The following is a 26,077-nucleotide window of genomic DNA, read 5'->3' on the forward strand; positions in this document are numbered from 1 at the left end:
TAAATTCACTCTGATTGATAAAACGCTTATGTCATCCTTAGTTTCTATTCTAATTCCTGCTTACAATGCTGCGGATTGGATTGCTCAAACGATTCAATCTGCTCTTGAGCAAACTTGGTCAGATACTGAAATTATCATTGTGGATGATGGCTCAAGCGATCGTACGTTAGAGATTGCAAAAACATTTGCGAGTAGCAAAGTTCGTGTTCTGACTCAAGCCAATCAAGGAGCCGCCGCCGCCCGTAATCATGCTCTCCGTCTCGCGCAGGGAGATTATATTCAATTCCTGGATGCTGATGATCTAATCGCTCCTGACAAAATTGAGCAGCAACTCAAACTCTTGCAAACAAGCCCACCAAACTGCATTGCTTCTGGGAGCTGGGCACGGTTTTATCGCGATCCCGCTACCGCAACCTTTAAGCCCGAACCCTTGTGGCAAGACATGGAACCCGTTGATTGGTTAGTTTGTGCCTGGAATGGGCATTGGATGATGCATCCGGCTGCATGGCTTGTGCCTCGATCGATTGCCGAAGCCGCTGGGTTGTGGGATGAAACTTTATCCCTCAATGATGATGGGGAATACTTCTGCCGAGTGGTTTTAGCCAGTCGATTTGTCAAGTTTTGTGCTGAAGCAAAAAGCTATTATCGCTCTGGTATTCCAGGCAGTTTGAGCGATTGGAAATCTGATGCTGCTTATGCTTCAGCTTATCGAGTGATCGAACAATGCAGCCAGCAGATTTTGCACTATGAAGATAGCTCTCGTACCCGTGAAGTCTGTGCAACTTTGTTCCAACGGTTTATCTACGAAACTTATCCTGCTGTTCCCATTCTGCGGCAACAGGCACAACAGCAGGTACAAAACCTCGGCGGTACGCCGTTAAAGCCAACAGGCAGCCCAATGTTTCAGCGCTTATCTAGCTTGATGGGTTGGCGAATGGCGAAATGGATTCAACAATTGCTTTATCAAAGCGGTTATCGTCTTCAGAAACGCAATTCTACCGCTATCACTCAACCCTCTGTATCGTAATCATGGCTCGAATTCTGATTTTAATTAGTGGACATTTGTGTAATGCTCCTCGTCCTCAGAAAGAAGCTGATGCTTTAGCGGCAGCAGGTCATGAGGTAATGATTGCGGGGATGTGGTTTGATGACAAGTTTGCCGATCGAGATCGACAATTGCTCTCAGGCAAATCCTGGTCGTTTCATCCGATTGTGGATTTTCGCGGTGTGACGTTCGCACAAAAGCTTCAACGTTTAAGAATGCGCTTACAAGCGAAGCTAGCGCGAGAATTGTTTCAAAAAACGGCGATCGCATTACCAGACCTGCTGGGATATGGAGCAAAAGCAATGTTGCAGTTTGCCAAAACCCATCGAGCAGATCTCACGATCGTTCACTCGGAAGTCGGACTTTGGGTTGCTCAGCAATTGCGACAGCAGAGCTATACCGTTGGCGTTGACTTTGAAGATTGGTTTTCGGAAGATCTCCTGCCATCCGCGAGAGCAAGTCGTCCAATTGCTTGGATTCGAGCTTTAGAAGCAGAGTTAGCTCGCCACTGTACTTACTGCTTAGCTCCTTCTCAAGCACTGGCAACTGCGATCGCGAATGCGTATCAAAGTGCTCCGCCCGTCGTGATTTATAACTCGTTTCCTTGCGGAGAACACCTTCCAAATCAGCTGCAATATCACGATCGAGAGAATTTACAGAACCCCTCCTTGCATTGGTTTTCTCAAACTATTGGGCCTGGACGGGGGCTAGAAACTTTACTCGCAGCGCTCCCTCATTTGAAAGCAACCGTAGACATCCATTTGCGAGGAAATTGCCCTGCGGTGTATCGAGACTGGCTGAAAGCCAATATTCCTGACGGATGGCAAGATCGCATCTGGATTCATGATACGGTTGCCAACCATTTGTTACCCGCTCGAATTGCTGAGCATGATATCGGTCTTGCCCTAGAAACCAGTACGATTCCCAGTCGTGATCTTACTGTCACCAATAAACTCTTTCAATATCTACAAGCGGGACTCGCTGTCATCGCAACGGATACTGCCGGACAGCAAGAAATATTACGCCATGTTTCTCAAGCCGGACATCTGATTCCTAGCGATGACACGATCGCGCTCGCTACTGCAATTAATCAATGGGTACAGCAGCCCGAACAATTAGCGATCGCAAAAGAAGCGGCTGTCCAAGCCAGTATGGCTCTCGCCTGGGAGACCCAAGCCCCTAAACTAGTTCGTCAAGCAGAAGTCGCGATTCGCTCAGAGCACAACTCTGAAAAAAATGCGGCACAACCAGGGTGTACTTCACTGTCTCAATCTTCTCCAACCGTATAACGATTCTCTTATGTCCAACATTACTCTTCAAATCAATCTCGCGCCAAGCGATTGGCTTCATGCTTGTCACATCTTGCCGCACCAACTTCGCCAATTTGCGGGGCAAGTTGATGAAGTTCTACTTACGTTGGATTTACATCGTAGTATTGGCAGATTTTCCGAAGGTTGGGAAGAGCGACTGCCTAAGATTGAAGCTTTAATTCAGGAATGCTGTCAGCAATATACCCATGTGCGATCGCTGACAGTCGATTATTCTCCTGAAGCGATCTCAGCCGTGAGTCAGGCATTCTTTGGCGATCAGTTGATTCCTGCTAAGGACTTTCGAGGAGGGCCATTCTATTCATATTTCTATGGTCTTTATTCTGCGAGTCATGACTATGTTTTTCATATTGATTCGGATCTAATGTTTGGGGGCGGGAGCCAAACCTGGATTCAAGAGGCAATCCAGTTTCTGCAAAACCATCCCAACGTGTTAGTCTGTGGGCCTTTACCGGGTGCACCCTCGGGTAGTGAAACGCTGTACTCCCAATCTGCACACCGATTCCCCTACTCTTCTCTCGCGTTTCAACTCGATGAGATGAGTACTCGCTATTTTCTATTCGATCGTGCTCGTTTCCGGCAGCAGATTGGGGCTTTGCCGTTGCCTTATGCTGCACCTTGGGGTTTTATAAAAGCCATTTTAGAAGGCAATCCTCCTTATCGCTTGCCTGAGGATATTTTGAGCAAAATGATGGCAAAGCAAGGGCTACTGCGGGTGGAATTTCTAGGGCAGGAGCAAGGCATGTGGTCGCTGCATCCGCCCTACCGTTGCGCTGATTTTTACGATCGCTTACCAGAACTGATTCAACGCATCGAGACGGGTAACATTCCTGATGAACAGAGGGGCTATCATGATGTCAATGAAAGCCTCATTGATTGGAGTATTGCTCGCGAAGCGTTAAAGCAAAATCGCTGGTGGAAGCGTCTCGCTAAACGATGGCAGCAATCCCAATTACAAATCAGTCAAGCGAAACAGTAAATAGACGAAGACATTTGCGTATACGCGATCGCAATATCGATCGCAAGCAAAGCCTACGGATAGTGGAATGAAGAATGCTATTGTTCAATTCACTATGCAGATCAGCGATCGTAGCCCTTCCGATTCTACAGTCAGTCAATCTCCACGGCGACGAGTTCTGATCGTCAGTCCCCACTTTCCCCCGACAAATGCCCCCGATCATCAACGGATTCGGGTGGCTTTGCCTTATTTAAGTGAATTGGGTTGGGAAGCAGAAATTCTCGCAGTTCAACCCCATCATGTTCCTCATCCCGTTGATCCAAAATTAGCTGAGGCATTGCCCACTGACTTACCGATTGTCCGTACCGAAGCCTTACAGCGACAACATACAAGTTGGATTGCACTCGGGAATGTGGGCTGGCGTTGTTTACCCTATTTTCAGCAGCAGGGCGATCGCCTTCTGGAAACTAAAGCCTTCGATTTAGTATTCTTCTCTACAACTATTTTTCCAGTCATGACGCTGGGAAAACGCTGGCATCATCGCTTTGGTATTCCTTATGTGCTCGACTTTCAAGATCCGTGGCGTAGCGATTACCACCTGAGCGGCAATCCAAAAAAACAACAAGACAAGCCTCCTGGTGGATGGCTCAAGTATGGTATGACCCAGTTTTTAGCTCGCCTCTGTGAACCCCAAGCGATGCAAACTGTGAATCACATCATTAGTGTTTCTCCCACCTATCCACAAATCCTCCAACAACGCTATCCTTGGCTCCAGTCAGATCAGTTCACCGTATTGCCCTTCGGTGCGCCGGAGCATGACTTTGCCCAACTACCCCAACTCAACATTCGCCAATCGATTTTTGATCCCAATGATGGCAAGAAACATTGGGTTTACGTCGGGCGTGGGGGAGCAGACATGGCAACAGCCCTTCGTATTCTGTTCTTAGGAATTCAAACTTCGCGTCAAAGTTGTCCGGAGCTATGGCAAGACGTTCAGTTGCACTTTGTGGGGACAAGCTACGCGCCGGATCACCTGGCAGTCAAAACGGTTGAAGCGATCGCTCAAGAATACGACGTTGCAGATCTGGTAACTGAACATACTCGTCGCATTCCTTACTTTGAAGCACAACAGTTACTTGTAGACAGTGATGCCATCCTGATGATTGGCTCCGACGATCCTAGCTATACTGCTTCAAAACTTTATCCCTGCATTTTGGCAAAGAAACCCATTCTAGCCATCTTCCATGAACAAAGTTCTGTAGTTAATATTCTGAATCAGTGTCAGGCTGGACAGGTCGTAACCTTTGCCCAAGATATTGATCCAGTCACCCGCTGCTCGGAAATGGCAGTTTGTTTAAACGAATTACTCAAATTACCTCGCTACTATCAACCATCGACCTGCTGGGATGCCTTTCGTCCCTACACAGCAAGAGAAATGACACGCCAGCTCTGCGAAGTATTTGAGCAAACCGTGCAGCGCGCAGCGGCATAGAGCTACATAGCGGAGAGTAATCTGAGAATGGCACAAGTCCAGCAAAAAAATCAGATGAAGATCGTCTTCTGGATCGGCATTGGCGCACTCGTCATGGCGAACTTTAAGGCACTGCGACAGGTTGCGCCAGCTACCGCATTAGGAGCAGTCTTCATCGGAATTGCCTGCATGTTTCCCATGTATCTATGGTGCGCGGGAAAGGTGCGTGGGATGCCGATTTTCCCATTTTTTACCCTGACCTACCTATGGACATTTTGCCTCCCACTGCTGAGCTCAAATCCTAATGTGCTCATGTATTCGCCAGCGGATCACCTATATGCCAGCATGACAACTGTTACCTTCTTAGGCTGCGGTACGTTTATCTGGTGGCAATTTGTCAAAGCGCCAAACCAAAATAGCCAGCCAATTCTTGCACTGCCCGCTAAAGGTGCTGAAACCTTCTTTTTCTGGATGCTAGGTGTTCAGCTACTCTTCAATATGTACTTTTTAGGGGCTTGGTTTAGTATTCCTGGTAGTTTGTTTTCGTTGGTGCGAGGAATTATTTTAGGACTCAGCACATTAGGAGTTTTTGTCCTGTGCTATCGCAGTGGTAGGGGGGATTTGTCTAAATTTAGAAATAGCTTACTCTTTTTTCTGATTGCTGCGATTATTTTGACCAGTGCTGCGACTTTGATTCTCAAAACCGCTCTGACTCTCTTTCTGATGAGCATTGTCGCTTATGTGATCGGTGGGCGTAAGTTACCTCTGCTTGCATTAATCATCGGCTTAGTCTGCATTATCCCCTTGCACTATGGCAAGCACCCAATGCGCCATCAATACTGGAACGGTCCTCCCCGTCATGTTCAGCCGTGGGAATATGCTGCCTGGTTTCAAGAGTGGCTGGGACATTCTCAAGGTGAACTCTTTGCCAAACCTCAACGCTGGGATCCACCGAAAGAAAAAAAGGAATCGTTTGTCGATCGCTCTAGTGTGATTCACATGCTATTAATGGCGCAGAATAAAATTCCACGGCTGTATCCTTACATGAATGGTGCAACCTATGCCATCATTCCACAGTTAATGTTACCTCGCTTTTTGAGTCCGAATAAGATTCGCAGTCATGAAGGAACGCACATGTTAAATGTGCATGTAAAACGTCAAACCTATCAAGAGACGTTTAAGACCGTAATTGCCTGGGGACTTTTGCCAGAAGCTTATGCCAATTTTGGGTTTATAGGGGCGTTGCTAATCGGTGGTATTCTTGGCTCCTTCTACGGATTCGTAACTCGTGTAGGAATTGACGCTCCCACGTTTTCTTTTCGGACATTGTTTTGCATTTTAGTCATTAGTTTTGCTCTGGCATCGACTGAATGGACAGCAGGCGTGTACTCAGCGACTCTCCAGCAATCCTCGATGCCTTTAATTGGAATGCGCCTAGTCCTGATGAAACGGTATCGCCTCCGCCCACCTGAAAAATATCAATCGAGTGAAGCTTCATTGTTATCGAGGTTGCAATCGCTCAATGAGCAGGAGCGACAATATCTCCTTCAGTACTTAGATCAACCTCTGCCTCAACAGAAACCTTAAAGATATTGACCATCCTTTACCATGAAAAAACTAGCCATCATCACTTCTCATCCAATTCAGTATTATGCTCCGTGGTTTCGTTATCTTGCAGCATTGTCTGATCTCTCGATTCGAGTGTTTTATCTTTGGGATTTTGGTATTACTCAAAAAGCAGATCATGGCTTCCAACAAGCGATTCAGTGGGATATTCCTCTCCTCACAGGCTATGACCATGAATTTGTCCCAAACATAAGTTCAAGTCCGGGTACTCATCATTTCTGGGGACTCTACAATCCGACACTCAATTCCCGAGTTAGAGCCTATGCACCGGATGTGGTGCTCTTGATGAACTATAACTATGTCAGCCTCTATCAGTTCTTGGCAAGCTGGCACGATACTCCGATTCTCTTTCGTGGAGACTCTCACCGCTTAGTTCCCGAACGGGGCTTAAAAGCGTGGTTGCGGCAACAGTGGATTCGCCAAGTCTTTCGCCGATTTGATGGAGTGCTTTATGTAGGGCAGGCGAATTATGACTATTTTCGCGCTCACGGTGTGCCTAGCGATCGCTTATTCTTTTCTCCTCATGCGATCGACAATGAGCGCTTTAGCAGCGAACATGCCACTGCACACGAACAAGCTCAACAATGGAAACAAGAATTGGGAATTCCATCTCACCACCGTGTGATCTTATTTGCAGGTAAACTGATTCCGAAAAAACGTCCTAATGATTTGCTAGAGGCTTTTTTAGAAGCAAAATTACCAAATACTTCTCTACTCTTGGTTGGTTCAGGAGCATTAGAATCCGAACTGCGATCACGAGCTGCTTCCCACGATCATGTTTTCTTTGCTCCCTTTCAAAATCAGAGTTTGATGCCACGCACTTATGCGATCGCAGATGTGTTCGTTTTACCCAGCTATGGAGGTGGCGAAACGTGGGGCTTGGCAGTGAATGAAGCAATGTGTCTAGCGAAACCCATTATCGTAAGCAATCATGTGGGATGTGCAAGTGATCTGGTAGAGCAAGGGCAAAACGGCTGGATCTTTCCAGCAGGAGATACGGGGGCATTGAAGCGTTGCTTGCAGGAAGCTTTGAGCGATCGTAATCTTCTTATCCAACAGGGTGAACAAAGCTTGCACAAGATTCAACACTATAGCTATTCGCAAGTGACGACAGGACTCAGACAGGCATTGTCTCAACTTGGGATTCTATCAAAGCCTGAGGATGAACATAAGTTATACATTCAGCAATCCTATTCGTAAACTTCATCGTCAACGTCCGAAACGCAAATTGGAACTATCAATCAAATTGCTTGAGTCTTCACGATGATTGTTCTTCTGAGTTTCTCCTTTTCTCTTTGCTTCGTGTTACTGATCACGCCATTTGTTAAACGCTTAGGATCTCAGTGGGGGATTTTAGATCAGCCTGATGCCCGGAAGCTTCACCAAATCCCGATGGTGCGGGTCGGTGGTTTGGCAATTCTTCTGGGAACATTGCTCTCCTGTGGCTTGAGCCTAGCTCTCAGTATTCCATCCACATCTCAAGAGTGGTTGCCAGTGATGGGAGTGTTACTGGCAAGTGTCGGTTTTTTTGGGATTGGGTTTGCTGACGATCGCTGGCAGCTTTCGCCCTATTGGCGGTTGCTCTTACAGGCAATTGTTGTCGCCGTCGTCTGGCTGATGGGCGTTCAAATTCACACGCTACCTATTCCTCTGGTTGGGACAGTACCATTGGGAATGTTGAGCTTTCCCATCACCTTTTTGTGGTTGGCAGGTGTAGCAAACGCCATTAATTGGATGGATGGCATGGATGGATTGGCAACCGGAATTACAGCGATCGCCGCGGCGATGTTTGCGCTACTCGCTTGGCAACATCAAGACATGCCTGTATTGATTCTAGCTTTATCACTAGCAGGAGCCGCTCTCGGTTTTTGGCAATATAACCGCAAACCTGCTCAACTCTATATGGGAGATGGGGGTTCGTTTTTTATGGGGGGCATGCTAGCTGGAATTGGGCTGTTAAGCATGAACAATTCAGGATTTATAGCAAATGCCGTTCCTTACATTGTCCTTGCTGTACCCATTGTGGATATGGTGCTGGTCATGCTAGCTCGCATTATGAACCGCAGGTCTATTTTCTTCCCAGATCAACGCCATATTCATCATCGGCTACTGCGCTTAAATCTGTCTCAATCAATAGTGGTCTGGACAATTTACAGCTTGGTGCTGTGGTCTGGTTTAGGTGCAAATTATCTACTCGTCAGTGCTTGGGGTTGGAGTAGTGTGATAGGTGTTCTATCAATGCTTGCATTCGTCAACCGTACTAGCTTAAAGCTTCTTCCACTTAGCTTTCTGGAATCCTCAGGCATCAATAAAGAACTGAATCTTTACAGCCAGAACAAATCCGTTTAGAGCAATTCCCTTCGGTATTACCTTCTGTCTTTTTTGAGTTCAATATGAGCGCTTCTTCACTGCATTCTTCTCGGTCGCTCTTACATTTCTGGGCTCCCGGTTTATTTGATTTCAAAGGTGGAATTCAGGTTTTTTCCCAATTCCTATTAGCAGCCTTGCAGGATCTTTATCCTCAGATGCAGTGCCATACGTTTCTGATGCACGATTGCCTCCATGAGCCGATTGATTCAGAACAAACCCAATTCCACTACTGCGGGCATTTTCCTTTGAAATTAAGAACCCCCGCCTTTGGAGCACAGGTGTTAGCATCAGGATTATGGCAAATGCCAGATTTAGTGCTGACGACTCATCTCAATTTCACCGTAGCAGCTTACCGACTGAAGCAAATTGCGAGAGTTCCTTACTGGACGATCGCGCATGGGTTTGAAGCTTGGGACATTGATCGCCCTCACGTTCTTCAAGCGTTATCTCATGCCGATCGCATTCTAGCAGTGAGCAACTATACTCGCGATCGCTTATTAGAAAATGGCAGAATTAATCCTGAACGAGTGCAGATTTTGCCCAATACCTTTGATGCAAGTCGGTTTCGGATTGCGCAAAAGCCAACTGATCTGCTACAGCGTTATGGGTTAAGTCCTGACCAACCCATCATTCTCACGGTCAACCGTTTAGCTGCAGAAGAATCATTTCATAGCTATGATCAGGTCTTACACGCTTTACCGTTGATTCAGAAGGCGGTTCCCAATGTGCATTATCTAATCGTGGGCAAAGGGAACGATCGAGAGCGCCTGGAAAACCTGATCCAGTCTAAACAACTTCAAAACTGTGTGACATTAGCCGGATTTGTGTCCGATGAGGAACTCCCGAACTACTATAACCTGTGTGATGTCTTTGCAATGCCGAGCAAATTGGAAGGCTTTGGGATTGTTTATCTAGAAGCAATGGCATCGGGCAAACCCGTTGTGGGCGGAATGGATGGAGCAATGGATGCCCTAGACCAGGGACGCTTAGGTGCAATTCTCAATCCAGATGATGTGCCATTGTTAGCAGAAACACTCATCCAGATTTTACAAAGGCACTACCCTAATCCGCTGTTGTATCAACCCCATGCACTTCGAGAAAAAGCGATTCAGACCTTCGGAATGGCTGCCTTTCAACATCGACTAGCACACCTGATGCAAACCTCTCCGATTGTGCAAAAGACTCATCTACTTCAGCCAACTTAATGGTTGTATATGACTTACGAGGCACGTGAATGAAAATTCTTCATATCATTCCTTCAGTTTCTCTGATTCGGGGAGGACCAAGTCATGCAGTTCTCGAAATGGTTTGGGAATTGCGACAACAAGGCATTGATGCCGTCATTGCGACAACAAACGATGATGGAGATGGATTACTGCAGGTTCCCTTAAATCAGTGGATTGACTATCCAATCAGTGCAACGGAAGCCGACAAGACGGTTCCCGTTCAATTTTTTTCTCGCTTTTCGCCTGCGCTGACTTCCATTCGAGAGTTTACCTTTTCCTTTTCATTGACACTTTGGCTCTGGCAACACATTCGCGAGTATGATTTGCTGCATATTCATGCTGTGTTCTCTTATCCTTCTGCGATCGCGATGAAGATCGCGAATCTAGCTAAAGTTCCTTATATTATTCGTCCTTTAGGTTCTCTTGCTCAGTGGTCACTTCAACAAGGGGCTCAGAAAAAGCAGCTTTATCTCCGCCTGATTCAACAGGAGATTCAGCAGGCAAACGCCTTGCACTTCACTTCAACCCAAGAGCAACAGGAAGCTAATGCATCAGGACTCACTTTTTCTAGCTTTGTCTTGCCCCACGGATTGACCTTGCCTCTTTCTATCCCTGAGGCTAAGACACAACTGCGAGATTGGCTGAATCTTCCTTCTGAAGATCCTGTCATTCTTTTCCTGTCTCGCTTGCATCCTAAAAAAGGCTTGGATGCTTTGATTGCTGCGTTAGGTCAATTGTCGGATCAGAGATTTCAATTCGTGATTGCAGGCAGAGGAACGCCAGAGTATGAGGCAGAACTGCAGCAAAAACTCCAAGTCTCAGGGATGCACGATCGCACGCATTTCGTCGGATTTGTGAGTGGCGATCGCAAACATCTACTTCTTCAAGGCGCTGATCTCTTTGCGTTGCCTTCCCATTCTGAAAACTTTGGCATTGCTGTGCTAGAAGCAATGGCAGCAGAGCTTCCAGTCTTGATTACGCCAGAGGTGGCATTAGCAGATTTAGTACAGCGTGAACAGTTAGGATGGGTCGTGTCCCAAGATCCCAGTGAGCTTGCTCATACGATCCAAGCTTGTCTTGAAAATCTGAAAGTCGCTCGGAGTATGGGCGAACGAGCTAGCCAACTTGTGCAATCGCAATTCACTTGGCGATCGACCATTCAGCAACTCATTCACCATTATCGAACCTTTGCTCAACCCTCTTCTATTCCTGCTCAGTCAACTATGCTTGATGCGATTACGCCCGTAATTCTCACCTACAACGAAGCTGCCAACATCGATCGCACCTTACAACGCTTGAATTGGGCGAAGCGGATTATTGTTGTTGATAGTTACAGCCAGGACGAAACACTACAAATCCTAGCGAAATATCCTCAAGTCGAGCTATTTCAGCGCTCCTTCGATACTCATGCGAATCAATGGAACTATGGGTTAGAACAAGTGCAGACGGAATGGGTTTTGTCTCTCGATGCTGACTATTGTTTGAGTGAAGAACTCACAGCAGAAATGGCAACTCTATCGCCCGACTCGCAGTTTGACAGCTATTTCCTGCCGTTCAAATACTGTGTGTTTGGTAAGCCGTTACGTAAAACGCTGCTACCTCCCCGTGAAGCTCTTTTTCGCAAATCTAAAGCCGTTTACGTTGATGACGGACATACCCAATTATTAAAAGCTGAAGGCTGTTCTAGTGTGCTCAATGGTCCCATTTATCATGACGATCGTAAGTCCTTTAGCCGTTGGCTCTGGGCACAAGACCGTTATGCTTCGCTAGAAGTACAAAAGCTCCTTTCCACTCCTCCATCCGAACTCAGTGTTGGCGATCGCATTCGTCAAACTAAAGTACTTGCTCCTCTAGTTGTGTTGCTTTATTGCCTAATCCTTCATCAAGGATTATTTGACGGTTGGAGAGGCTGGTTTTATGCATTCCAGCGAGTGCTTGCAGAAATGATTTTATCAGCACGTTTAATTGAGGCAAGTTACAGGCGAAATACAATACAGACGACCAATGAGCCTGTGCTGACCCGTCCACTGGAATCTACCAGCTAAATTGATAGCGCAGAATTGGTAGAGTGCAGATTAGATAGTCCAGACTCATCATCTGGACTATTTTTTGATCTTAATCTGTCATGGCTATAGCAACCGTCATGATTAATCCGATCTCCAACTCGAAACCAGTGTTTTCCAACTCTGTTCTAGCGTGGCATGGGTAAGATGAATGTTCTGTTCTACAACAGGAGTAGAAATTTGTATCCAAAAGCAGCGGCGTTCTAATAAGGGGCGTTGACTGATCAACCAATTGAGCCACTGCTCTGGCTGCAACGCTTGACGATAAGCATTTTGCCGAAACTGAGTTTGTGTCACTGTGGTATGCCCATTCAAGTTCAGACAGCTTTGGAGATAAGCTTGGTTCTGTTGCGTGAAGAGTCGATAAAAGCCTTGAGTAGATTGCCGATCTTCAAATGAAATTGGCGTTTTACCCCATGACTCATCCGTGTCCGCGATGAACTGACCGATATCTCCTTCCGTCTCAACAACATAACGAACAGCAATCTGTAAAGAGCGATCGCCTTGTCGATAAAGATAACGTTGTCCTGATACGATTCGATTGTATTTCGAGTTCGAGGGGGATGGTTCGATCGATTGAGTCTTCTGAGCTTCCCAACCGGGCAGAGAGAGATGATTGGGTAACGAAGCTTCGGGATTGGCTGGTGGAGAAGAGGTCGGTTTGACGACCACGTAGAGTAGCGTCAATGTTACGCTGAGGGCGATCGTTTTAAGAAAAACGGAGCGAGAATGCGAGGTCATGACGGATCAGAATCATTAGGAATTTTCTCATTTGCAACCGTTTCGCTCTCTTCTAGCAACCAGTGGCTAAGACAGGCAAAAGCAACGATCGCGACCGTTGAAAAGATTTGGCTACCTTGCTCTCCATGCCAATACTCAAAAGTTGAGCGGTTATCGATCGCAGTAACCATGAGGGCAACACGGAGTGTGACCAAAGCCCAAGCCAGTAGAATTGCAATCGGGAAGAGGTTGCGACATCGCCAGCCGTATACTGGAAAGACTAACTGCACAAGAATTGATAATTGCAACAGTAAAAATAAAATATTGATTCCTGTACAAGCGTATTCTACTCGCACCATTCCCTTCGTCGAAGCGATTTCGGTGCCTTTATAGACGACATTGAATCCGATGTAATGTAGAACAAAAGCAGTACTTTTAGCAATCAAAGCTTGAATTTTGCTCCCGATCGACCACTCAACAAATCGCTCTACACTACCCGGCGGAATAACTAAGGTCAAGATAATGAGTATTTCTCGCCAGTATTGGCGCAGTCGAAATCCAGAGGCAATCAATCCGAATGAGAGTGCAGCCCATGCTGGAAATAGGCGAATGAATTCGGGTTCTGCCTGTAGTAACGATAGGCTCTTGACCAAAAGTAACCCCATGAGTAATGCACCCAATCCGCTCGCGAATCGACTGCTTTGGAGGTGCAAATGAAATCGCTTATGCCATAAAAGCAGCACGATCGCTATCCAAAACAAAACATTCAGAATGAACTGATCCGTGCTCCCTGCCCATTTCCAGGTCAGCAAAAGATGGAGAAGAATTAATCCTCCTCCAATGATAGCTAACACTTGATTTGGAGAATGTTGATCCATCATAGTTCTAGCGACGACGGCGACGACGTGATGGAGGAAGCTTCTTCGCGATCGTAGGGTCAAGCTCTTGAGCCTTATCCTCATACGCATTGGCAAAACGCCGTCGTGCCCAGCCTGTTACATACCAAGTGTAGAGAAAGAGACATCCCGCAATTAGGGCTTCAAGAATCAGCTTGATGCTATTTTTAGTCAAGTTCTCTTTTACGTTTTTACGCGCTTCGGTTGCTTGATTTTCGGCAGTTTCACGCGCTTTTTGGAGATTTGATAAAATCTGTGCTTTCGCTTCCTCCGGGTTCTTCGGTGCATTCGGCAAGTTCCCTGTCTTCTGATCCGGGATTGGAATCAAATTTTGAAGCTGGGAAGAGTCTGCTTTCTCAAGCTGGCTTCTCGTATTATCTAATTGCAGCTTTTGTTGTCTAATTTGAGTACTGATCTGGTCATTGTTATAGCTACTGATTCGCATCGTGTTGATCACAGTTAATGGAATCATGAGGAGTAAAACAACACCAAACAACAACGTACTCCATGAAAGGGTACGGAGAATGGGGCGTTCGAGACGACGGCGCGCGGCTGTTTCACCATAGAACACTAACATAAAGGCAAGCATAGGCACAGGAACTAATCGAATAAGATCCCCTGTGATTCGATACTCCCAGACCGGATTGGTTAGGTTTAAGGGAAGTAAAATATACAGCAAATCGACAAACGAAATTGACAACAGCCCATAGCCAATGCTGCGCAAGACAGGCAGCGTTTTCAGGAAATAGATGCCGCTTGATGTGCTTTCAGTCGTGGGCATAGGAGAAGGAGTGGCAATTGATTCTCTGTCATCGCGAGGATCTTCAGCCGCACCTTGAGAATTTTGAGAAAGCGTCATAGTTCAACCTGAAATCACGTTGTTCTGATTCTAGGTAGAGCATGTTTGATATCGAGCGTATCTTGTTTGCAATTCAACGTATACAGAAATTAAACACCTACACAAACTCGATCGCAATCAAACTTATTCAACACTAGACATGAATTCGCTTATAGCAAACACTTTATTGCCGTTATGAGCATCGTTAATTTATGTCGATGTCTTTCTCGCTAGAAAAAATTACTGATGCTCATCAAGCTCTATGTAGACGATTGTGCTGGGCAGGCGCAATCCTTCTACTCGGACTTCTCAGCTACTTACCGATACGGCTGATAATTTCGACTCTACAAGCACCAAGTCCCCAGGCAATTTTGACATTAGGAGGGGGAGATGAGCGGGAGATCTTTACCGCAGAATTTGCGAAAACCCATCCTGATCTCAAGATCTGGATTTCGTCTGGAATGGATACGGAGAAAGCCGATCGCCTGTTTCAAGCAGCAGGAATTGATCGAACACGCATTGATTACGATCGCCGAGCTACGGACACGATTACTAACTTCACAACCCTGGTCGATGTGCTACAGCAGCATCACGTTCGCCATATTTACCTGATTACTTGTGATTTTCACATGCCGAGGGCAACCGCGATCGCGACCATTATTCTTGGACATCGTGGCATTCGTGTTACCCCTGTAGTTGTTCCTTCTCATAAGCCTCCTGAATCTCCCTTACGAGTTGGTCGAGACATTGTGAGATCAATCGTATGGGTATTCACAGGACAAACGGGATCTGGGTTTCGCTCTCAAGGTTTCATCGCTCAACTCAACTATCAAATTTTTGGTTCCAATGCTAAACGTTAATCTTGCCAACTATCACCCAGGCGACTACACAGCAGGTGCTCCTTTCTGGCAGCAACTGCTGTGGTATTTCATCGGCTCACCGATGGTTCAGAGTTACTGGTTGCCGTGGTCTTGGTTGAAGGTTAGCGTACTACGTGCCTTTGGTGCCACGATCGGGTGTCAGGTTCGGATTAAGCCGGGTGTTCGGGTTAAATTTCCCTGGCGGCTTACGGTCGGTGATGCTGTTTGGATTGGCGAGAATGCTTGGCTCGATAATCTCGCACCGATTACGATCGCGAGTCACGTTTGCCTATCGCAATCTGTGTATCTTTGCACGGGCAATCATGATTGGAGCCATCCCCACTTCAGCCTCAAAATTGCTCCAATCACGATTGAAACAGGGAGTTGGGTAGCAGCGGGTGCCCTGATTGGGCCGGGTGTCACAGTGGGTCAAGGTGCCGTTTTGAGTTTGGGAAGTGTTGCCAGACGATCACTTGATCCCATGACAATCTATGCCGGGAACCCAGCTTGCCCCCTGAAACAGCGCGTCATCCGTACTGACTCTGACAACGGCGATCTCAGCCATTCGCCCCACTGCGATAGAGAACCAGTCACTCTGACGAATTCCTTTTAATGCTTTGAGTTCATCAATTAATTAGGAGATTATTCTGTGACTTCAACTACAATTTCTGTTGGCCCTATTCAGCACTATGTGCCGGGTTCAACTTGGTTCGATCTGACTAAATACGATAATTTGGCAACCCAAGAGCGGGTTGCCGTCAATCTCTCGTCCAGTAACCTCTGGCTGGTTGACAGTAGCAAGCTCTTTTTGAGCAGCGATTATGCTCCCCGTATCGCCTTTCTGAATGAAGGAGCCGGGTATCGCTCTCCGATTCAGATCTCGGCAACTGGAAATACGCTAGGCGAAGCAACTGTCTTTTCTGATCTGTCTGGTATTGACAGTGTCTTGTCCTCGGCTAATGCCCCTCTAAGACGGGGAGACTGGGTTCAGCTCTCCGAACTGAGCGCTGGAACTCAGATCAACTTCTCTGTTATTCCCAATGGAGTCGTAAATCCTGGTGCTACGCCGCTCAGTACCGATTCTCAGACTAATCCTGTTAGTCCTTACAATCCAAGCAGTCCTGTTTTCTGGCTTGCTTATGCAGATCCGAAAGCAAACGTTCCCGTATTTATCCTTGGGTATGAAGACATTGCAGGTGCTGGCAGTGACAATGACTTTAATGATGGACTGCTTGTTCTGGATTTAGGTCTGGAAAACTTCAATCAAATTTTCAGTTCGGCTAACCTGGGACAGGATTCGACCATCAGTCTCAAAAACGCTCAACCTGTCCCAGTTCCTTTTGAAATGCATAGTAGTATCGGACTCATCCTGATTGCTGCACTTCTAGGACATAAACTTTGGAGCCGTTGGATTTCTGCTCAGCGGACTACACAGCGCTAATCATCAGAGTTGCCTGCAAGCAAGTTGAATCATTGGCTAAATTTCACCATTATTCAGAACCGCTGCCAGTTACCGGGTGTATTTGCTGTTAACCGTATTGGATTGTGCTTTCACAGATTGACAATTATGTTGCGATTTTTCACTGCTTTCGGACAAAATTTTCTTCGTCGGTTGAGACAGCTATTTCAACCAGAACAGCCTTCGCGATCGACCGCAGAGGTGCAACTGACGCTCGTGACTCAGTTCTATCCCCCGGATTTTGCTGCCACAGGGCAATTTATGGATGAACTTGCTCAGAACTTGTCGAAGCAGGGAATTGAGGTACAAGTCTTTACGGGACAGCCGAGCTATGCGTTTGATACTCAAACGGCACCTGATACTGAGTGGATGGACAAGGTATTGGTGCGGCGATCGCGTTTTCTAAGAGGGGGTTCTCGAAAGTGGGCAGGTCGGACTGTAAGCAGTTTGGCGTTTTGCGCTCATGCCATCTGGCACTTGCTCAAGCCAGAGCATCGCGGCAATGTCTTGCTGCTAACCAGTGAACCACCATTTTTGCAAGTAATTGGCTGGATGTTGAAGCTACTGTTCAACATCCCATTCGTGACGCTGGTGTATGATCTCTATCCCGAAGTCGCAGTCGAACTGCGCGTTTTGTCCCAAAATCATTGGCTGATTCGGTTTTGGGATGCTGTGAATCGTCGGGTGTGGAATGCCGCTGATGCCATCGTTGTTCCTTGCCATACGATGCGCGATCGCATTGTGGCAAAAGTGCCAGAAGTCGCAGATAAAATCACGATCATTCATAACTGGGCCGATCCAACTTGGATCAAACCGATCGCCAAATGCACAAATGCCTTTGCTCAAGAACATCAGCTTGTCGATACCTTCACGGTACTGTATTCAGGCAACATGGGACGCTGCCACGATATGGATACCATATTGGGCGCTGCGATCGAGCTAAAAAATGAACCTGTGGAATTCTTGTTCATTGGTGGAGGCCCCAAACAAGCAGCCGTAATGGAGCAGATCAAAGCATTGAAGCTAACCAATTGTCGGTTTTTGCCCTACCAAGACAAATCCTTGCTGCCTCAATCCCTAACCGCATGTGATTTGTCGTTAGTGAGCGTAGATACGGGCATGGAAGGATTAGTCGCGCCTAGTAAATTCTACTCCGCATTATCGGCAGGTCGCCCAGTGGCGATTATTTGTGAAAAGCATTCTTATCTGCGATCGCTAGTGGCAGATGCAAACTGTGGTGCTGCTATCAACAATGGGGACAGCAAAGGGCTCGCAGGCTTTATTCGGTATCTTGCCAAAGATCCAGAAATGACCCAGCGCATGGGACAATCAGGGTATCGCTACATTCAGGAATACTTTACTCCCTTCGCGATTAGCCAACAATACTACCGGATTTTGCGCCGCGCAGTGGTCAAGAATGCCGATCTGTCTGATGCTCTGAATCAATCTGAGTTTCGGGTCTACTACCAACCCGTTTTAGACCTACGGAGCGGCAAAATTTGGGGCTTAGAAGCCGTGGTTCGCTGGCAACATCCAACCCGTGGGCTGATTTGCCCAGCAGAATTTGTTCCGGCTGCCGAAGAAACCGGATTGATTATTTCCCTCGGATGGTGGCTTTTAGAGGAAGCTTGCCGGCAGCTACAATTGTGGAGATCGCAGAGTAATTACGATCTCAAGCTCTGCATTAATTTAAGTAGCCGTCAGTTTTTCCACCCAGACTTAATTCCTCAAATTGATCGTGCTTTGGCAACTTACCAACTTCCAACCTCTTGCCTGATGCTAGAAGTTGACGATCAAGTTGCGATGGAAGATGCTGCTGCGACTACTTCTATTCTACTCCAATTGCAAATTCGCCAAATTCCGGTTTGCATTGACAACTTTGGAGAAAGCTACACAAGCCTGGATTATCTCCATCGTTTTCCAGTTGCTGCTCTGAAGATTGCCCCATCTTTAATCGGACGTATTGGGCCAGATAAGGGCTTGTCGAATCTACTAGAAACGATTGTCATCTTAGCGAAGGATCTAAACATGCTTGCGATCGCAAAAGGAATTGAAACAGAAGAGCAACTCCAACGAGTCAAGGAAATTGGTCTCCAATATGGGCAAGGATTCCTCTTTTCTCCACCAGTCGATGCTGAGAGTGCAAGTGTGGTGGTGGATTCCTTACAAAGCGGCCTCTCTACTGTGCCCGACGCTTCCACTACAGAAATGATGCTTTCTCCCTCGTCTCAAAATGCCTCCCTGGTTCTGGTTGTCGATGATGATCGCTCCATGCGCTCCATTCTGAAAGGCATCATTGCAAAAGAAGGGTATCGAGTCATTGAAGCCAAAAATGCGGAAGAAGCAATCTCACTCTTTCAAACCCATCAACCGAACTTGATTCTACTGGATGCACTGATGCCGGATATGGATGGATTTCAGTGCTGTCAACAACTGCGGTATTTACAAAACTCATCGAATGATGGAGCGATCGCAGTTCAACCCGTTCCCATTCTGATGATCACTGCCTTGGATGATTCTACGTCGGTCGATCGCGCTTTTGATTCTGGTGCAACGGACTACATTACAAAACCCATTAACTGGGCTGTTCTACGTCAGCGCTTAAACAGATTGCTCAGTTAGAGGATGTTTTAAAAGACAATTGAGGCTGTAAAAAAGCTCTCCGGTCATAAGCTGTAAATACGTAAAAGCACAGCACCGAGAGAGCTACATGAGTAAATCGTATCCCAGTAACCTCACTCCTGCCCAATATGAATTGTTGAGCGACCTGCTACCTGATGCAAAACCAGGGGGACGACCGCGAGAAGTAGACTTATGGGACATTCTCAATGCAATTTTTTATGTTTTAGTCGAAGGAGTGCGGTGGCGAGCGTTACCTGGAGATTTTCCAGCTTGGCAAACGGTCTACACTTACTTTCGTAATTGGCGTAAGGATGGAACCTGGTTGAGCATTCACGACCGTCTCTATCGCTGCATCCGCATCGAAGTCGGGCGCTCTCCGAGCCCATCTGAAGCAATTGTCGATAGCCAAAGCGTGAAAAGTGCGGCAGGAGTGCATGCAGCAATCGGATTTGATGCAGGTAAGGTGATCAAAGGGCGCAAGCGATTCATCACGGTCGATACGCTGGGATTGATCTTACGGGTCTTTGTCACTGCTGCCAGCACCCCAGAACGCGCCGGCGGCAAAACTGTTCTCCAGCGGGTGCGACAACGCGGGAAAGCCGTGTCTCGTCTACACACGATTTGGGTGGATGGCGGCTTCGATGGCTTTCCCTTTATGCACTGGGTGGTCACCATCTGTCGTTGGATTGTCCAAGTGGTCTTACGCCCGGAACAAACCAAAGGCTTTGTCCTGCTCAAAAAGCGATGGGTGGTGGAACGAACTCTGGGCTGGCTGATGCACTGTCGTCGCTTAGTTCGGGATTATGAGTTACTTCCAGAAACTTCAGAGACTTGGATTTACTTAGCAATGATTCGGATCATGGTTAGGAGATTGGCATAAAATTTGACCGACTCCGACTTTTAAAACACCCTCTTAGCCATCAACGATTCATGAACAGCCATTAGACCTTTCCAGAAATTTACAAGCGTTACTGCTCCTGAATTTGAGGGCGATCTTACCAGGATAGTTACTGAACGCAATCCTGCGGGTTTGCGGCAGTTTCTATTAGAAATGAACTCTCAAGATTGAAGACTTACATTGGCATCACCTCCAGTTTTTCCTACTTGTTTAAACAGGCAGTTCAATCGCCCCTAATCGCAGTGGCACTAATCCACAAATGGCTAGGATTACCTCTGCATAATGGTCTTTTCTCAACCGCATCACCTCTTTGGCAGCGCGGAAGATTTTCAGATGACGCATCAGATGTTCAATCACAATCCGTTCGCCTGCAAAAATGCGATTGGCTTCGGTTTGAGCTTCACTGAGTTCACGTCCTTTGGGCTTCTTGTGCGGGGTGCGAGTACGGTCTGCCCCTTGATACGCTTTATCCCCCGCAAAGGTCTGCTGGGTGCGAAACCGCGATTGTTGTTGCCGAAATAAGGTGACATCCGCACTCGGACCGGGATGAGCAACGATGGCATCAACAATATCGCTGCCATCGGGCAAGCCAATCACCGATTGTTTATAGGTCGTCTGCTTCTTTTTGCCAGAGTAGTGTTGCTTCTGGAGGTCTGAGTCACCCGGACGTTGACGCACCTGCTCAGTGCTATCGACAATCAACTCCCACTCCACCAGCATCTCGGTGATCACTGACCAAGCTGCCTCGCAATCCTCAAATTCCTCACACAGACTCGCAGGCAGCGCTTGACGCAAAAACTCCACCCAATAGTGCGTCACGGCATGAGCTTGACTCGAACTCACCTCAAACGTTAAACCTAAAATTTCAAAGGTCGGATAGTGTCGCAAGTAGTACAAGCACAGCAGGATCTCGGTTTCAGTCCTCAACATGGTGGGACGACCTGCGCCAGCAGCATTGACTCGAATCTTGCGAGCATCCTGTTGGGCAATGGATTCCGCTTCTAACTGTTGCAGATAGCTGATTAACGAGGACAATTGCTCATATTCAATTCCCAAAAGGGAGCGACTGCGATGCGGAGAAGTCTGGATATAATGAAATAGATTTTTCATGGGATGGTGAGCGGTAAAAATTCCGTTTTACCATCTTTTTTCTGCCTAATTTAATTTTTGAATACGTCTATTGTCAATGAATCCTGTGCCGAATGTTTTGAGGAATTGTACTTTACAAAATCCCTCAAAACATTCGCGTTTATTCTAAAGAGTTTGACGAATTAAATAGGAATTACAAACTAAAAAACAAGCAAATTTGTATTAGTAGTTTTTTACTTGTAGCTAACATTATTCTCTATTCAGACTACTTATTCAATCAATAAAATATACACTATCGATTTACAGCATGTTTAGACGCTATAAATGAGCATAATTTCACATTCAATTTCACATTTAATTCATATTTATTGTGGAACAGTTTGAGCAACCCAAAGCTAACCGAACACCTGATCTGCTTTCAGCATTGAGCTTAGTCTGAAAGGGAGTAGGTACCTTTGATAAATATTAGTTAAACTGCTTTTCTATCTCATATTGTCAGCTTATATTTAACTCCACTTTTTACTTACCACTGAATATTTATCAATGACTTGAGAGAAATTACTGAAATTTCGCTTCCTGTATTTTTTACTTTTTTAAGCTAGCAAAGATATCAATAAAATTTTCAACTTTCATTTGATCTTTTTAATGATTTTCCGGATTATAAAGTCAATTGTATGGAAGGAGAATTAAGTGCCAACGCCCTACATCTTCATGAGGACTAAAAACACGATTGAATCGGTAGTACAATACCTATTCCTAGGGTAGTGCGATCGCGATATCGTGATATTTCTCTGACTCCTCGCGGTGTTCCTTGTTGCGATTAATTCATCTGTATCAATTGAGCTCGACCTTTGTTAAGCAAAGGGAATCCAACCTCACTTCTAATCCAAGAGCTGTTTCTAAGTTAATACAGCGATGAACCTTAGCAATGAACAGATAAAGGAGAACCTATGGCAAAGCGATCACTCAAAGCATCCAGTGCTGGCATCACAAGAGCAAAGCGTGCCTTTGAACGGCGTGAATGGACGCAGGAATATTTAGCGAGTGCAGTCGGGCTGCAGACTCGTCAGTCAGTCTGGAAATTTTTCTCGGGTCGTCCAATCGAGCGACATTTGTTTATTGATATTTGTTTTCAGTTAGATCTCGATTGGCAAGAGATTGCTGACCTGCCAAGTTGGGATGCTCCAGACGTGCAACCGATCGCTCAGGAAGAGATCTCCTCTACTCATACACCTCTAGAAATAACTCAAGAGCCGATAGAAATAGACGAATTTCAAAACTGGCAGTGGTTACAGGAAAAATTGTACGATCGGACTCAGCAACGCTGTAGTTCACTGCACACCATATTTAATGGCGAGAAGCCGCTAGAACAGCTCTATACTGATCTCTCATTATTGCCTGCTTTAACCTGCCATCGTTGGGTAGAAGCTACCGAACTCCAACAGCTTTATATTCGTCATCTATCGAATTCTCAGCAGTGTCATTCTCCAAGAAATACGAATCAGCTTCAGGACTCTACTCGAGATCTGAAACGGAGAGCCCAAGATCTCCTCGCTGAATCTCCTCATCTCTTAATTTATGGCAAGCCTGGGTCTGGTAAAACTACGTTATTACAATCTCTCGCATTACAACACCTCACATACGAGGATGCTTTGGCGCGAGTTCCCTTTTTCATTCCCTTGCGGCGGTTCACTGCTGAACTCAGTCGGTTACCGCATGAGGGTATAGAAAGCTTTTTATTTCAACAGTGCCAAGAAACAGGTCTGCGTTTTCCCGCATTCCAACAGATTCTTCGCGAAGGCAGAATCATTGTATTGTTGGATGGTTTAGACGAGCTTTCACAGAACGATCGCAACTGTCTTCATAGTGCTGTGCAGGACTTTGCTGAGACTTATCCTAACAATCGCATCGTGCTGACTTGTCGCTTAGGAGTTCCCGATATTTGCTATCGAGGATTTATGGCGGTGGAGTTAGCCGATCTCAGCGACGGTCAGATACAATGCTTTGTTCAAAAATGGTTTGCTGCGTTTGATACTGATCGCCAAGATAGTGCAGAGATTGCCCAACAGTTTGTAGACCATCTATTACAGCCTCACAATTATCGCTTACACGACATTGCCAAAACTCCCCTGCTTTTGCATGTGCTCTGTTGGGTCTTCCGGGAACAACAACTATTTCCCACACGGCGATCGCGCCTATATCAAACGATTTTGGAATTACTGCTGTTCCGTTGGGATCGCTTACGAAACATCGATCGAGAAGCCAGTTCAGTGCCACTAGAGCTGGCTGACTACATGACTCTTTTGAGCCAGATTGCTGAACTTCGCTTTGAGGTAGGACAGTACTTTTTTGAGAAAAAAGACATTCTCTCTGCGATCTTCGATTACTTAATACAATTGCCAGAAGTCTCTTCGAGCTATGAAGCACTGTTGTTAGAAAGTGAAGCTATCCTCAGAACCCTCACGGTTAACACAGGATTATTGGTAGAGCAAGCTCACGAAGTTTATTCTTTTTCTCATCTCGCCTTGCAAGAATATCTCACAGCACGACGAATTTTTGCACAGACCCGAACGAAACTTCCTCCGTCTACTATCGATTCAAGTTCATCTTGCTATCCAGAATTACTGCCTTCTCTCGCTCAGAAACTTCAGCGGAGTCGCTGGAAAACTCAGCATCCTTTCTACCATTTGGCAAGTCATGTTTTCGACTCACGGTGGCACGATGTCATTCTTCTGACGATTGATTTATTGTCGAATAGTGAGTTGCTGTTAGAGTTACTGAAACAACAGGTCGATCGCTCAGTTCAATCCAACGTAAATCTGCGATCGTTCTTGCAATGGCTCGATCAAAAAGCCTCTGCGCTCTCTTCTTCCTCGCATTCCATGAGTGCATTACGTGCCTTTTACTACAGTTGCAACCAGGATTTGGAATTCGTTCTTGCCACCAAGTTGGATGGAAGTCTACTCACTAAACTCCCTCCAAACTTGGCATTAGAAGCAAGACTAAGTCAGCTTTCGCACAATATTGATCAATTTCTAGAGTCTCCAGAACCGCAACAAGCACAGTGCATCTCTTCCATGCTGAACCTGAAGCATCCGTTATTAGAGCCGTCTATCTATGTAGCCTTCAACCAGGCTAGGGAAGTTTTCCGAGCGGCTGAACAACAACCAATCCAGCTAGAACTGTGGTGTCGAACTCAGGGGATTATCTGGGCAGAACAACTGAGAGAGTTATTGATGCAAATCTGTGATCTGGGTTGCGAGTGGAAATTTACGTCAGAACAACATCAACTCAAGTCCTATTACTGGGCTAATGTATTTTTAGTTGATTGTCTACATCGAGCCAATTCCCTTTCTAGTGAATTCCAGAAAACCTTTAAAGCAAAACTGTTATCACTGCGGGAACTGCGCCGAGTTGATCTTCAGATTTTCTCTTCTCGGGCTGGTTAACTGCTAGAACTGAAGGAGGAAAGTAAATTCTTAGAGAAGTATTGTATCTTTAAGAATCCCCAAACAATTAGAGATAGTGCGTCAAACTAATGTGGGATAGGTAGAAATATCGTACCAAGCCCAAGCTCGCGATGTTCATCCTGCTCGTTGTGCTGCGGTGGATTTGAAGCAGCTATGCTGCCAGATCTAGTTAAAGTAGCTCACGACTAACCGAGTCGTGACTTTCGCTTGTTGATAGTGCATTAAATTAATGTGGGGTTGGTAGAGTAGAGGTGGATCTTCACAGGAAGCCAATCGATGGAATGTCCTCTATGCGGTCACGCTAAAGCTTATAAACATGGCAAGATGCCCAACGGTCATCAGCGCTATCTGTGTCCTGCTTGCAATCAAACGTTTTTGGAGAACTTTGACAGTCTTTACTACCGCCGTCATGTGAGTCCAGAGCAAATTCGGCAAGTGCTACAAACCCACAGTGAAGGCAGTTGTCTCCCGTCAATTACATTGGCACACCCACGAGATGCGCAACGAGATACAAAGTGTAACGCTGGATTGCTGTCGATGAGCGGATCAGAGTGAGATCGCCAGAAAAAGGAGGTAGCGATATTCAGAAGCATGGAGGCAAGCTACAATGTCCGAAATCATGCTCAATTCGACCGAAGCCGGGATTGAACTGACGAGTCATCCAGATGACAATCCCGCTACACCGCCTTGGTTAGCAGAAGTGCTGTTGTTGGGAGAATACTGGCGCACCACTGGACCACTCGACCGATTGCAACAGGCGTTGCACATTAATAGGATGGTGACCCAGGAATCGGAACCGTTCCCAGCTTGAGATAGTGCAACAGCAACCGAATCGAATAGCGCAACATCTCCTTTGACTTGGAATAGCAAAATGTTTTGCGGTGCAGTCGAGCCAGATAGTGCCGTAACCGACTATTTTCTCCTTCCTATGGCGCGACAATTGTATTGGCTCAACTGACAATTACGTTGCCCACCCCAAATTTTCCAAATAAGAGAACACCTTCTCATTTGCAAACCGGATCAGATCGAGCAGCTTGATTCAGCAATCTTGATCCAACGAGATCTTCAAAGAAAAGACACTAGGATGCGTCCAAACTTGCAATTCGAGACTTCCTAGTGTATGGCGCGACAATTGTAT

The 26,077-nt window shown here is 46.3% G+C and carries 21 protein-coding genes and 1 pseudogene; 17 read left to right on the top strand and 5 right to left on the bottom strand.

The genetic code is table 11. The annotated features are described in order from the left end of the window. The first annotated feature begins 28 nt into the window (after positions 1 to 28). The 9 genes from ACMUEV_RS28920 to ACMUEV_RS28960 all read left to right on the top strand — a co-directional run bounded on the left by ACMUEV_RS28920 (position 29) and on the right by ACMUEV_RS28960 (position 12,069). Positions 29 to 1,027, top strand: a complete 999-nt coding sequence (locus tag ACMUEV_RS28920) for a glycosyltransferase family 2 protein (protein ID WP_190649215.1) — start codon at positions 29 to 31, stop codon at positions 1,025 to 1,027. A 2-nt stretch (positions 1,028 to 1,029) separates the two neighbouring features. After that, positions 1,030 to 2,334, top strand: coding sequence for a glycosyltransferase (locus ACMUEV_RS28925; protein ID WP_190649217.1), 1,305 nt, complete (start codon positions 1,030 to 1,032; stop codon positions 2,332 to 2,334). A 10-nt stretch (positions 2,335 to 2,344) separates the two neighbouring features. After that, complete coding sequence (locus ACMUEV_RS28930) at positions 2,345 to 3,352, top strand: glycosyltransferase family A protein (protein WP_190649219.1); 1,008 nt, start codon at positions 2,345 to 2,347, stop codon at positions 3,350 to 3,352. Between the two features lie 67 nt (positions 3,353 to 3,419). Further along, the gene (locus ACMUEV_RS28935) at positions 3,420 to 4,823 is read left to right on the top strand and encodes a hypothetical protein (protein WP_242044292.1); all 1,404 of its coding nucleotides are present in this window, start codon (positions 3,420 to 3,422) and stop codon (positions 4,821 to 4,823) included. A gap of 27 nt (positions 4,824 to 4,850) precedes the next feature. Beyond that, positions 4,851 to 6,389 (top strand): hypothetical protein, encoded by a 1,539-nt coding sequence (locus tag ACMUEV_RS28940; protein WP_190649221.1) that lies wholly within the window; start codon positions 4,851 to 4,853, stop codon positions 6,387 to 6,389. Positions 6,390 to 6,410: 21 nt separating this feature from the next. Next, positions 6,411 to 7,628 (top strand): glycosyltransferase family 4 protein, encoded by a 1,218-nt coding sequence (locus ACMUEV_RS28945; RefSeq protein WP_190649223.1) that lies wholly within the window; start codon positions 6,411 to 6,413, stop codon positions 7,626 to 7,628. Between the two features lie 102 nt (positions 7,629 to 7,730). Continuing rightward, positions 7,731 to 8,777 (top strand): MraY family glycosyltransferase, encoded by a 1,047-nt coding sequence (locus ACMUEV_RS28950; RefSeq protein WP_190649225.1) that lies wholly within the window; start codon positions 7,731 to 7,733, stop codon positions 8,775 to 8,777. A 44-nt stretch (positions 8,778 to 8,821) separates the two neighbouring features. Next, positions 8,822 to 10,003: a glycosyltransferase gene (locus tag ACMUEV_RS28955; protein ID WP_190649227.1), complete on the top strand. Its 1,182-nt coding sequence runs from the start codon at positions 8,822 to 8,824 to the stop codon at positions 10,001 to 10,003. Between the two features lie 29 nt (positions 10,004 to 10,032). Next, positions 10,033 to 12,069: a glycosyltransferase gene (locus ACMUEV_RS28960; RefSeq protein ID WP_242044293.1), complete on the top strand. Its 2,037-nt coding sequence runs from the start codon at positions 10,033 to 10,035 to the stop codon at positions 12,067 to 12,069. Between the two features lie 102 nt (positions 12,070 to 12,171). Here the strand turns inward: ACMUEV_RS28960 and ACMUEV_RS28965 are convergent, their stop codons facing one another. The 3 genes from ACMUEV_RS28965 to ACMUEV_RS28975 are packed head-to-tail and all read right to left on the bottom strand — an operon-like array spanning position 12,172 to position 14,562. After that, positions 12,172 to 12,828: a cyanoexosortase A system-associated protein gene (locus tag ACMUEV_RS28965; RefSeq protein ID WP_190649229.1), complete on the bottom strand. Its 657-nt coding sequence runs from the start codon at positions 12,826 to 12,828 to the stop codon at positions 12,172 to 12,174. Next, positions 12,825 to 13,688: a cyanoexosortase A gene (gene crtA / locus ACMUEV_RS28970; RefSeq protein ID WP_190649231.1), complete on the bottom strand. Its 864-nt coding sequence runs from the start codon at positions 13,686 to 13,688 to the stop codon at positions 12,825 to 12,827. Before crtA ends, ACMUEV_RS28965 begins: the two co-directional genes overlap by 4 nt. A gap of 4 nt (positions 13,689 to 13,692) precedes the next feature. After that, positions 13,693 to 14,562, bottom strand: coding sequence for an HpsJ family protein (locus tag ACMUEV_RS28975; protein WP_190649234.1), 870 nt, complete (start codon positions 14,560 to 14,562; stop codon positions 13,693 to 13,695). A gap of 191 nt (positions 14,563 to 14,753) precedes the next feature. Here ACMUEV_RS28975 and ACMUEV_RS28980 point away from each other — a divergent pair, with 191 nt between their 5' ends. From ACMUEV_RS28980 to ACMUEV_RS29000, 5 genes are all read left to right on the top strand, one after another. Continuing rightward, complete coding sequence (locus ACMUEV_RS28980) at positions 14,754 to 15,401, top strand: YdcF family protein (RefSeq protein ID WP_348251648.1); 648 nt, start codon at positions 14,754 to 14,756, stop codon at positions 15,399 to 15,401. Further along, complete coding sequence (locus tag ACMUEV_RS28985; protein ID WP_190649237.1) at positions 15,388 to 16,014, top strand: WcaF family extracellular polysaccharide biosynthesis acetyltransferase; 627 nt, start codon at positions 15,388 to 15,390, stop codon at positions 16,012 to 16,014. Before ACMUEV_RS28980 ends, ACMUEV_RS28985 begins: the two co-directional genes overlap by 14 nt. Before the next feature lie 36 nt (positions 16,015 to 16,050). Further along, a complete protein-coding gene (locus tag ACMUEV_RS28990) occupies positions 16,051 to 16,842 on the top strand; it encodes a DUF4114 domain-containing protein (protein ID WP_190649239.1) in 792 nt (263 codons plus the stop codon). Between the two features lie 126 nt (positions 16,843 to 16,968). Next, entirely contained in the window at positions 16,969 to 19,482 is a 2,514-nt protein-coding gene (locus tag ACMUEV_RS28995; RefSeq protein WP_190649240.1) for an EAL domain-containing protein, read from the top strand. Positions 19,483 to 19,570: 88 nt separating this feature from the next. Beyond that, on the top strand, positions 19,571 to 20,362 hold the full coding sequence (locus tag ACMUEV_RS29000; RefSeq protein WP_415354614.1) for an IS5 family transposase: 792 nt from the start codon (positions 19,571 to 19,573) through the stop codon (positions 20,360 to 20,362). A gap of 228 nt (positions 20,363 to 20,590) precedes the next feature. Here the strand turns inward: ACMUEV_RS29000 and ACMUEV_RS29005 are convergent, their stop codons facing one another. Then, on the bottom strand, positions 20,591 to 21,490 hold the full coding sequence (locus ACMUEV_RS29005; protein ID WP_415354616.1) for a transposase: 900 nt from the start codon (positions 21,488 to 21,490) through the stop codon (positions 20,591 to 20,593). A 929-nt stretch (positions 21,491 to 22,419) separates the two neighbouring features. Here ACMUEV_RS29005 and ACMUEV_RS29010 point away from each other — a divergent pair. The 3 genes from ACMUEV_RS29010 to ACMUEV_RS29020 all read left to right on the top strand — a co-directional run bounded on the left by ACMUEV_RS29010 (position 22,420) and on the right by ACMUEV_RS29020 (position 25,750). Next, positions 22,420 to 24,918 carry an NACHT domain-containing protein gene (locus ACMUEV_RS29010; RefSeq protein ID WP_190647055.1) on the top strand — a complete coding sequence of 833 codons (2,499 nt, stop codon included), beginning with the start codon at positions 22,420 to 22,422 and terminating at the stop codon, positions 24,916 to 24,918. Positions 24,919 to 25,215: 297 nt separating this feature from the next. Then, the gene (locus ACMUEV_RS29015) at positions 25,216 to 25,494 is read left to right on the top strand and encodes an IS1 family transposase (protein WP_190647056.1); all 279 of its coding nucleotides are present in this window, start codon (positions 25,216 to 25,218) and stop codon (positions 25,492 to 25,494) included. Between the two features lie 52 nt (positions 25,495 to 25,546). Next, positions 25,547 to 25,750 carry a hypothetical protein gene (locus ACMUEV_RS29020; RefSeq protein ID WP_190647057.1) on the top strand — a complete coding sequence of 68 codons (204 nt, stop codon included), beginning with the start codon at positions 25,547 to 25,549 and terminating at the stop codon, positions 25,748 to 25,750. On the opposite strand, the pseudogene ACMUEV_RS29025 reads toward ACMUEV_RS29020, so the two are convergent. Beyond that, a pseudogene (locus ACMUEV_RS29025) lies at positions 25,707 to 25,865 on the bottom strand (IS1 family transposase); the annotation flags it as partial. The gene ACMUEV_RS29020 and the pseudogene ACMUEV_RS29025 overlap by 44 nt on opposite strands. Positions 25,866 to 26,077 lie beyond the last annotated feature (212 nt).

This window comes from Leptolyngbya sp. FACHB-1624, assembly GCF_047649235.1.
GTDB classification, from domain to species: domain Bacteria; phylum Cyanobacteriota; class Cyanobacteriia; order Leptolyngbyales; family Leptolyngbyaceae; genus Leptolyngbya; species Leptolyngbya boryana.

Bases quoted from the DNA above. Each gene is read 5' to 3' on its own strand.
- crtA (WP_190649231.1), bottom strand. From the start codon at position 13,688: ATGATGGATCAACATTCTCCAAATCAAGTGTTAGCTATCATTGGAGGA.
- ACMUEV_RS28980 (WP_348251648.1), top strand. From the start codon at position 14,754: ATGTCGATGTCTTTCTCGCTAGAAAAAATTACTGATGCTCATCAAGCT.
- ACMUEV_RS28945 (WP_190649223.1), top strand. From the start codon at position 6,411: ATGAAAAAACTAGCCATCATCACTTCTCATCCAATTCAGTATTATGCT.
- ACMUEV_RS28985 (WP_190649237.1), top strand. From the start codon at position 15,388: ATGCTAAACGTTAATCTTGCCAACTATCACCCAGGCGACTACACAGCA.
- ACMUEV_RS28975 (WP_190649234.1), bottom strand. From the start codon at position 14,562: ATGACGCTTTCTCAAAATTCTCAAGGTGCGGCTGAAGATCCTCGCGAT.
- ACMUEV_RS28955 (WP_190649227.1), top strand. From the start codon at position 8,822: ATGAGCGCTTCTTCACTGCATTCTTCTCGGTCGCTCTTACATTTCTGG.
- ACMUEV_RS28995 (WP_190649240.1), top strand. From the start codon at position 16,969: ATGTTGCGATTTTTCACTGCTTTCGGACAAAATTTTCTTCGTCGGTTG.
- ACMUEV_RS28960 (WP_242044293.1), top strand. From the start codon at position 10,033: ATGAAAATTCTTCATATCATTCCTTCAGTTTCTCTGATTCGGGGAGGA.
- ACMUEV_RS29010 (WP_190647055.1), top strand. From the start codon at position 22,420: ATGGCAAAGCGATCACTCAAAGCATCCAGTGCTGGCATCACAAGAGCA.
- ACMUEV_RS29005 (WP_415354616.1), bottom strand. From the start codon at position 21,490: ATGAAAAATCTATTTCATTATATCCAGACTTCTCCGCATCGCAGTCGC.
- ACMUEV_RS28940 (WP_190649221.1), top strand. From the start codon at position 4,851: ATGGCACAAGTCCAGCAAAAAAATCAGATGAAGATCGTCTTCTGGATC.
- ACMUEV_RS28925 (WP_190649217.1), top strand. From the start codon at position 1,030: ATGGCTCGAATTCTGATTTTAATTAGTGGACATTTGTGTAATGCTCCT.
- ACMUEV_RS29020 (WP_190647057.1), top strand. From the start codon at position 25,547: ATGTCCGAAATCATGCTCAATTCGACCGAAGCCGGGATTGAACTGACG.
- ACMUEV_RS28930 (WP_190649219.1), top strand. From the start codon at position 2,345: ATGTCCAACATTACTCTTCAAATCAATCTCGCGCCAAGCGATTGGCTT.
- ACMUEV_RS28965 (WP_190649229.1), bottom strand. From the start codon at position 12,828: ATGACCTCGCATTCTCGCTCCGTTTTTCTTAAAACGATCGCCCTCAGC.
- ACMUEV_RS28920 (WP_190649215.1), top strand. From the start codon at position 29: ATGTCATCCTTAGTTTCTATTCTAATTCCTGCTTACAATGCTGCGGAT.
- ACMUEV_RS29015 (WP_190647056.1), top strand. From the start codon at position 25,216: ATGGAATGTCCTCTATGCGGTCACGCTAAAGCTTATAAACATGGCAAG.
- ACMUEV_RS29000 (WP_415354614.1), top strand. From the start codon at position 19,571: ATGAGTAAATCGTATCCCAGTAACCTCACTCCTGCCCAATATGAATTG.
- ACMUEV_RS28935 (WP_242044292.1), top strand. From the start codon at position 3,420: ATGAAGAATGCTATTGTTCAATTCACTATGCAGATCAGCGATCGTAGC.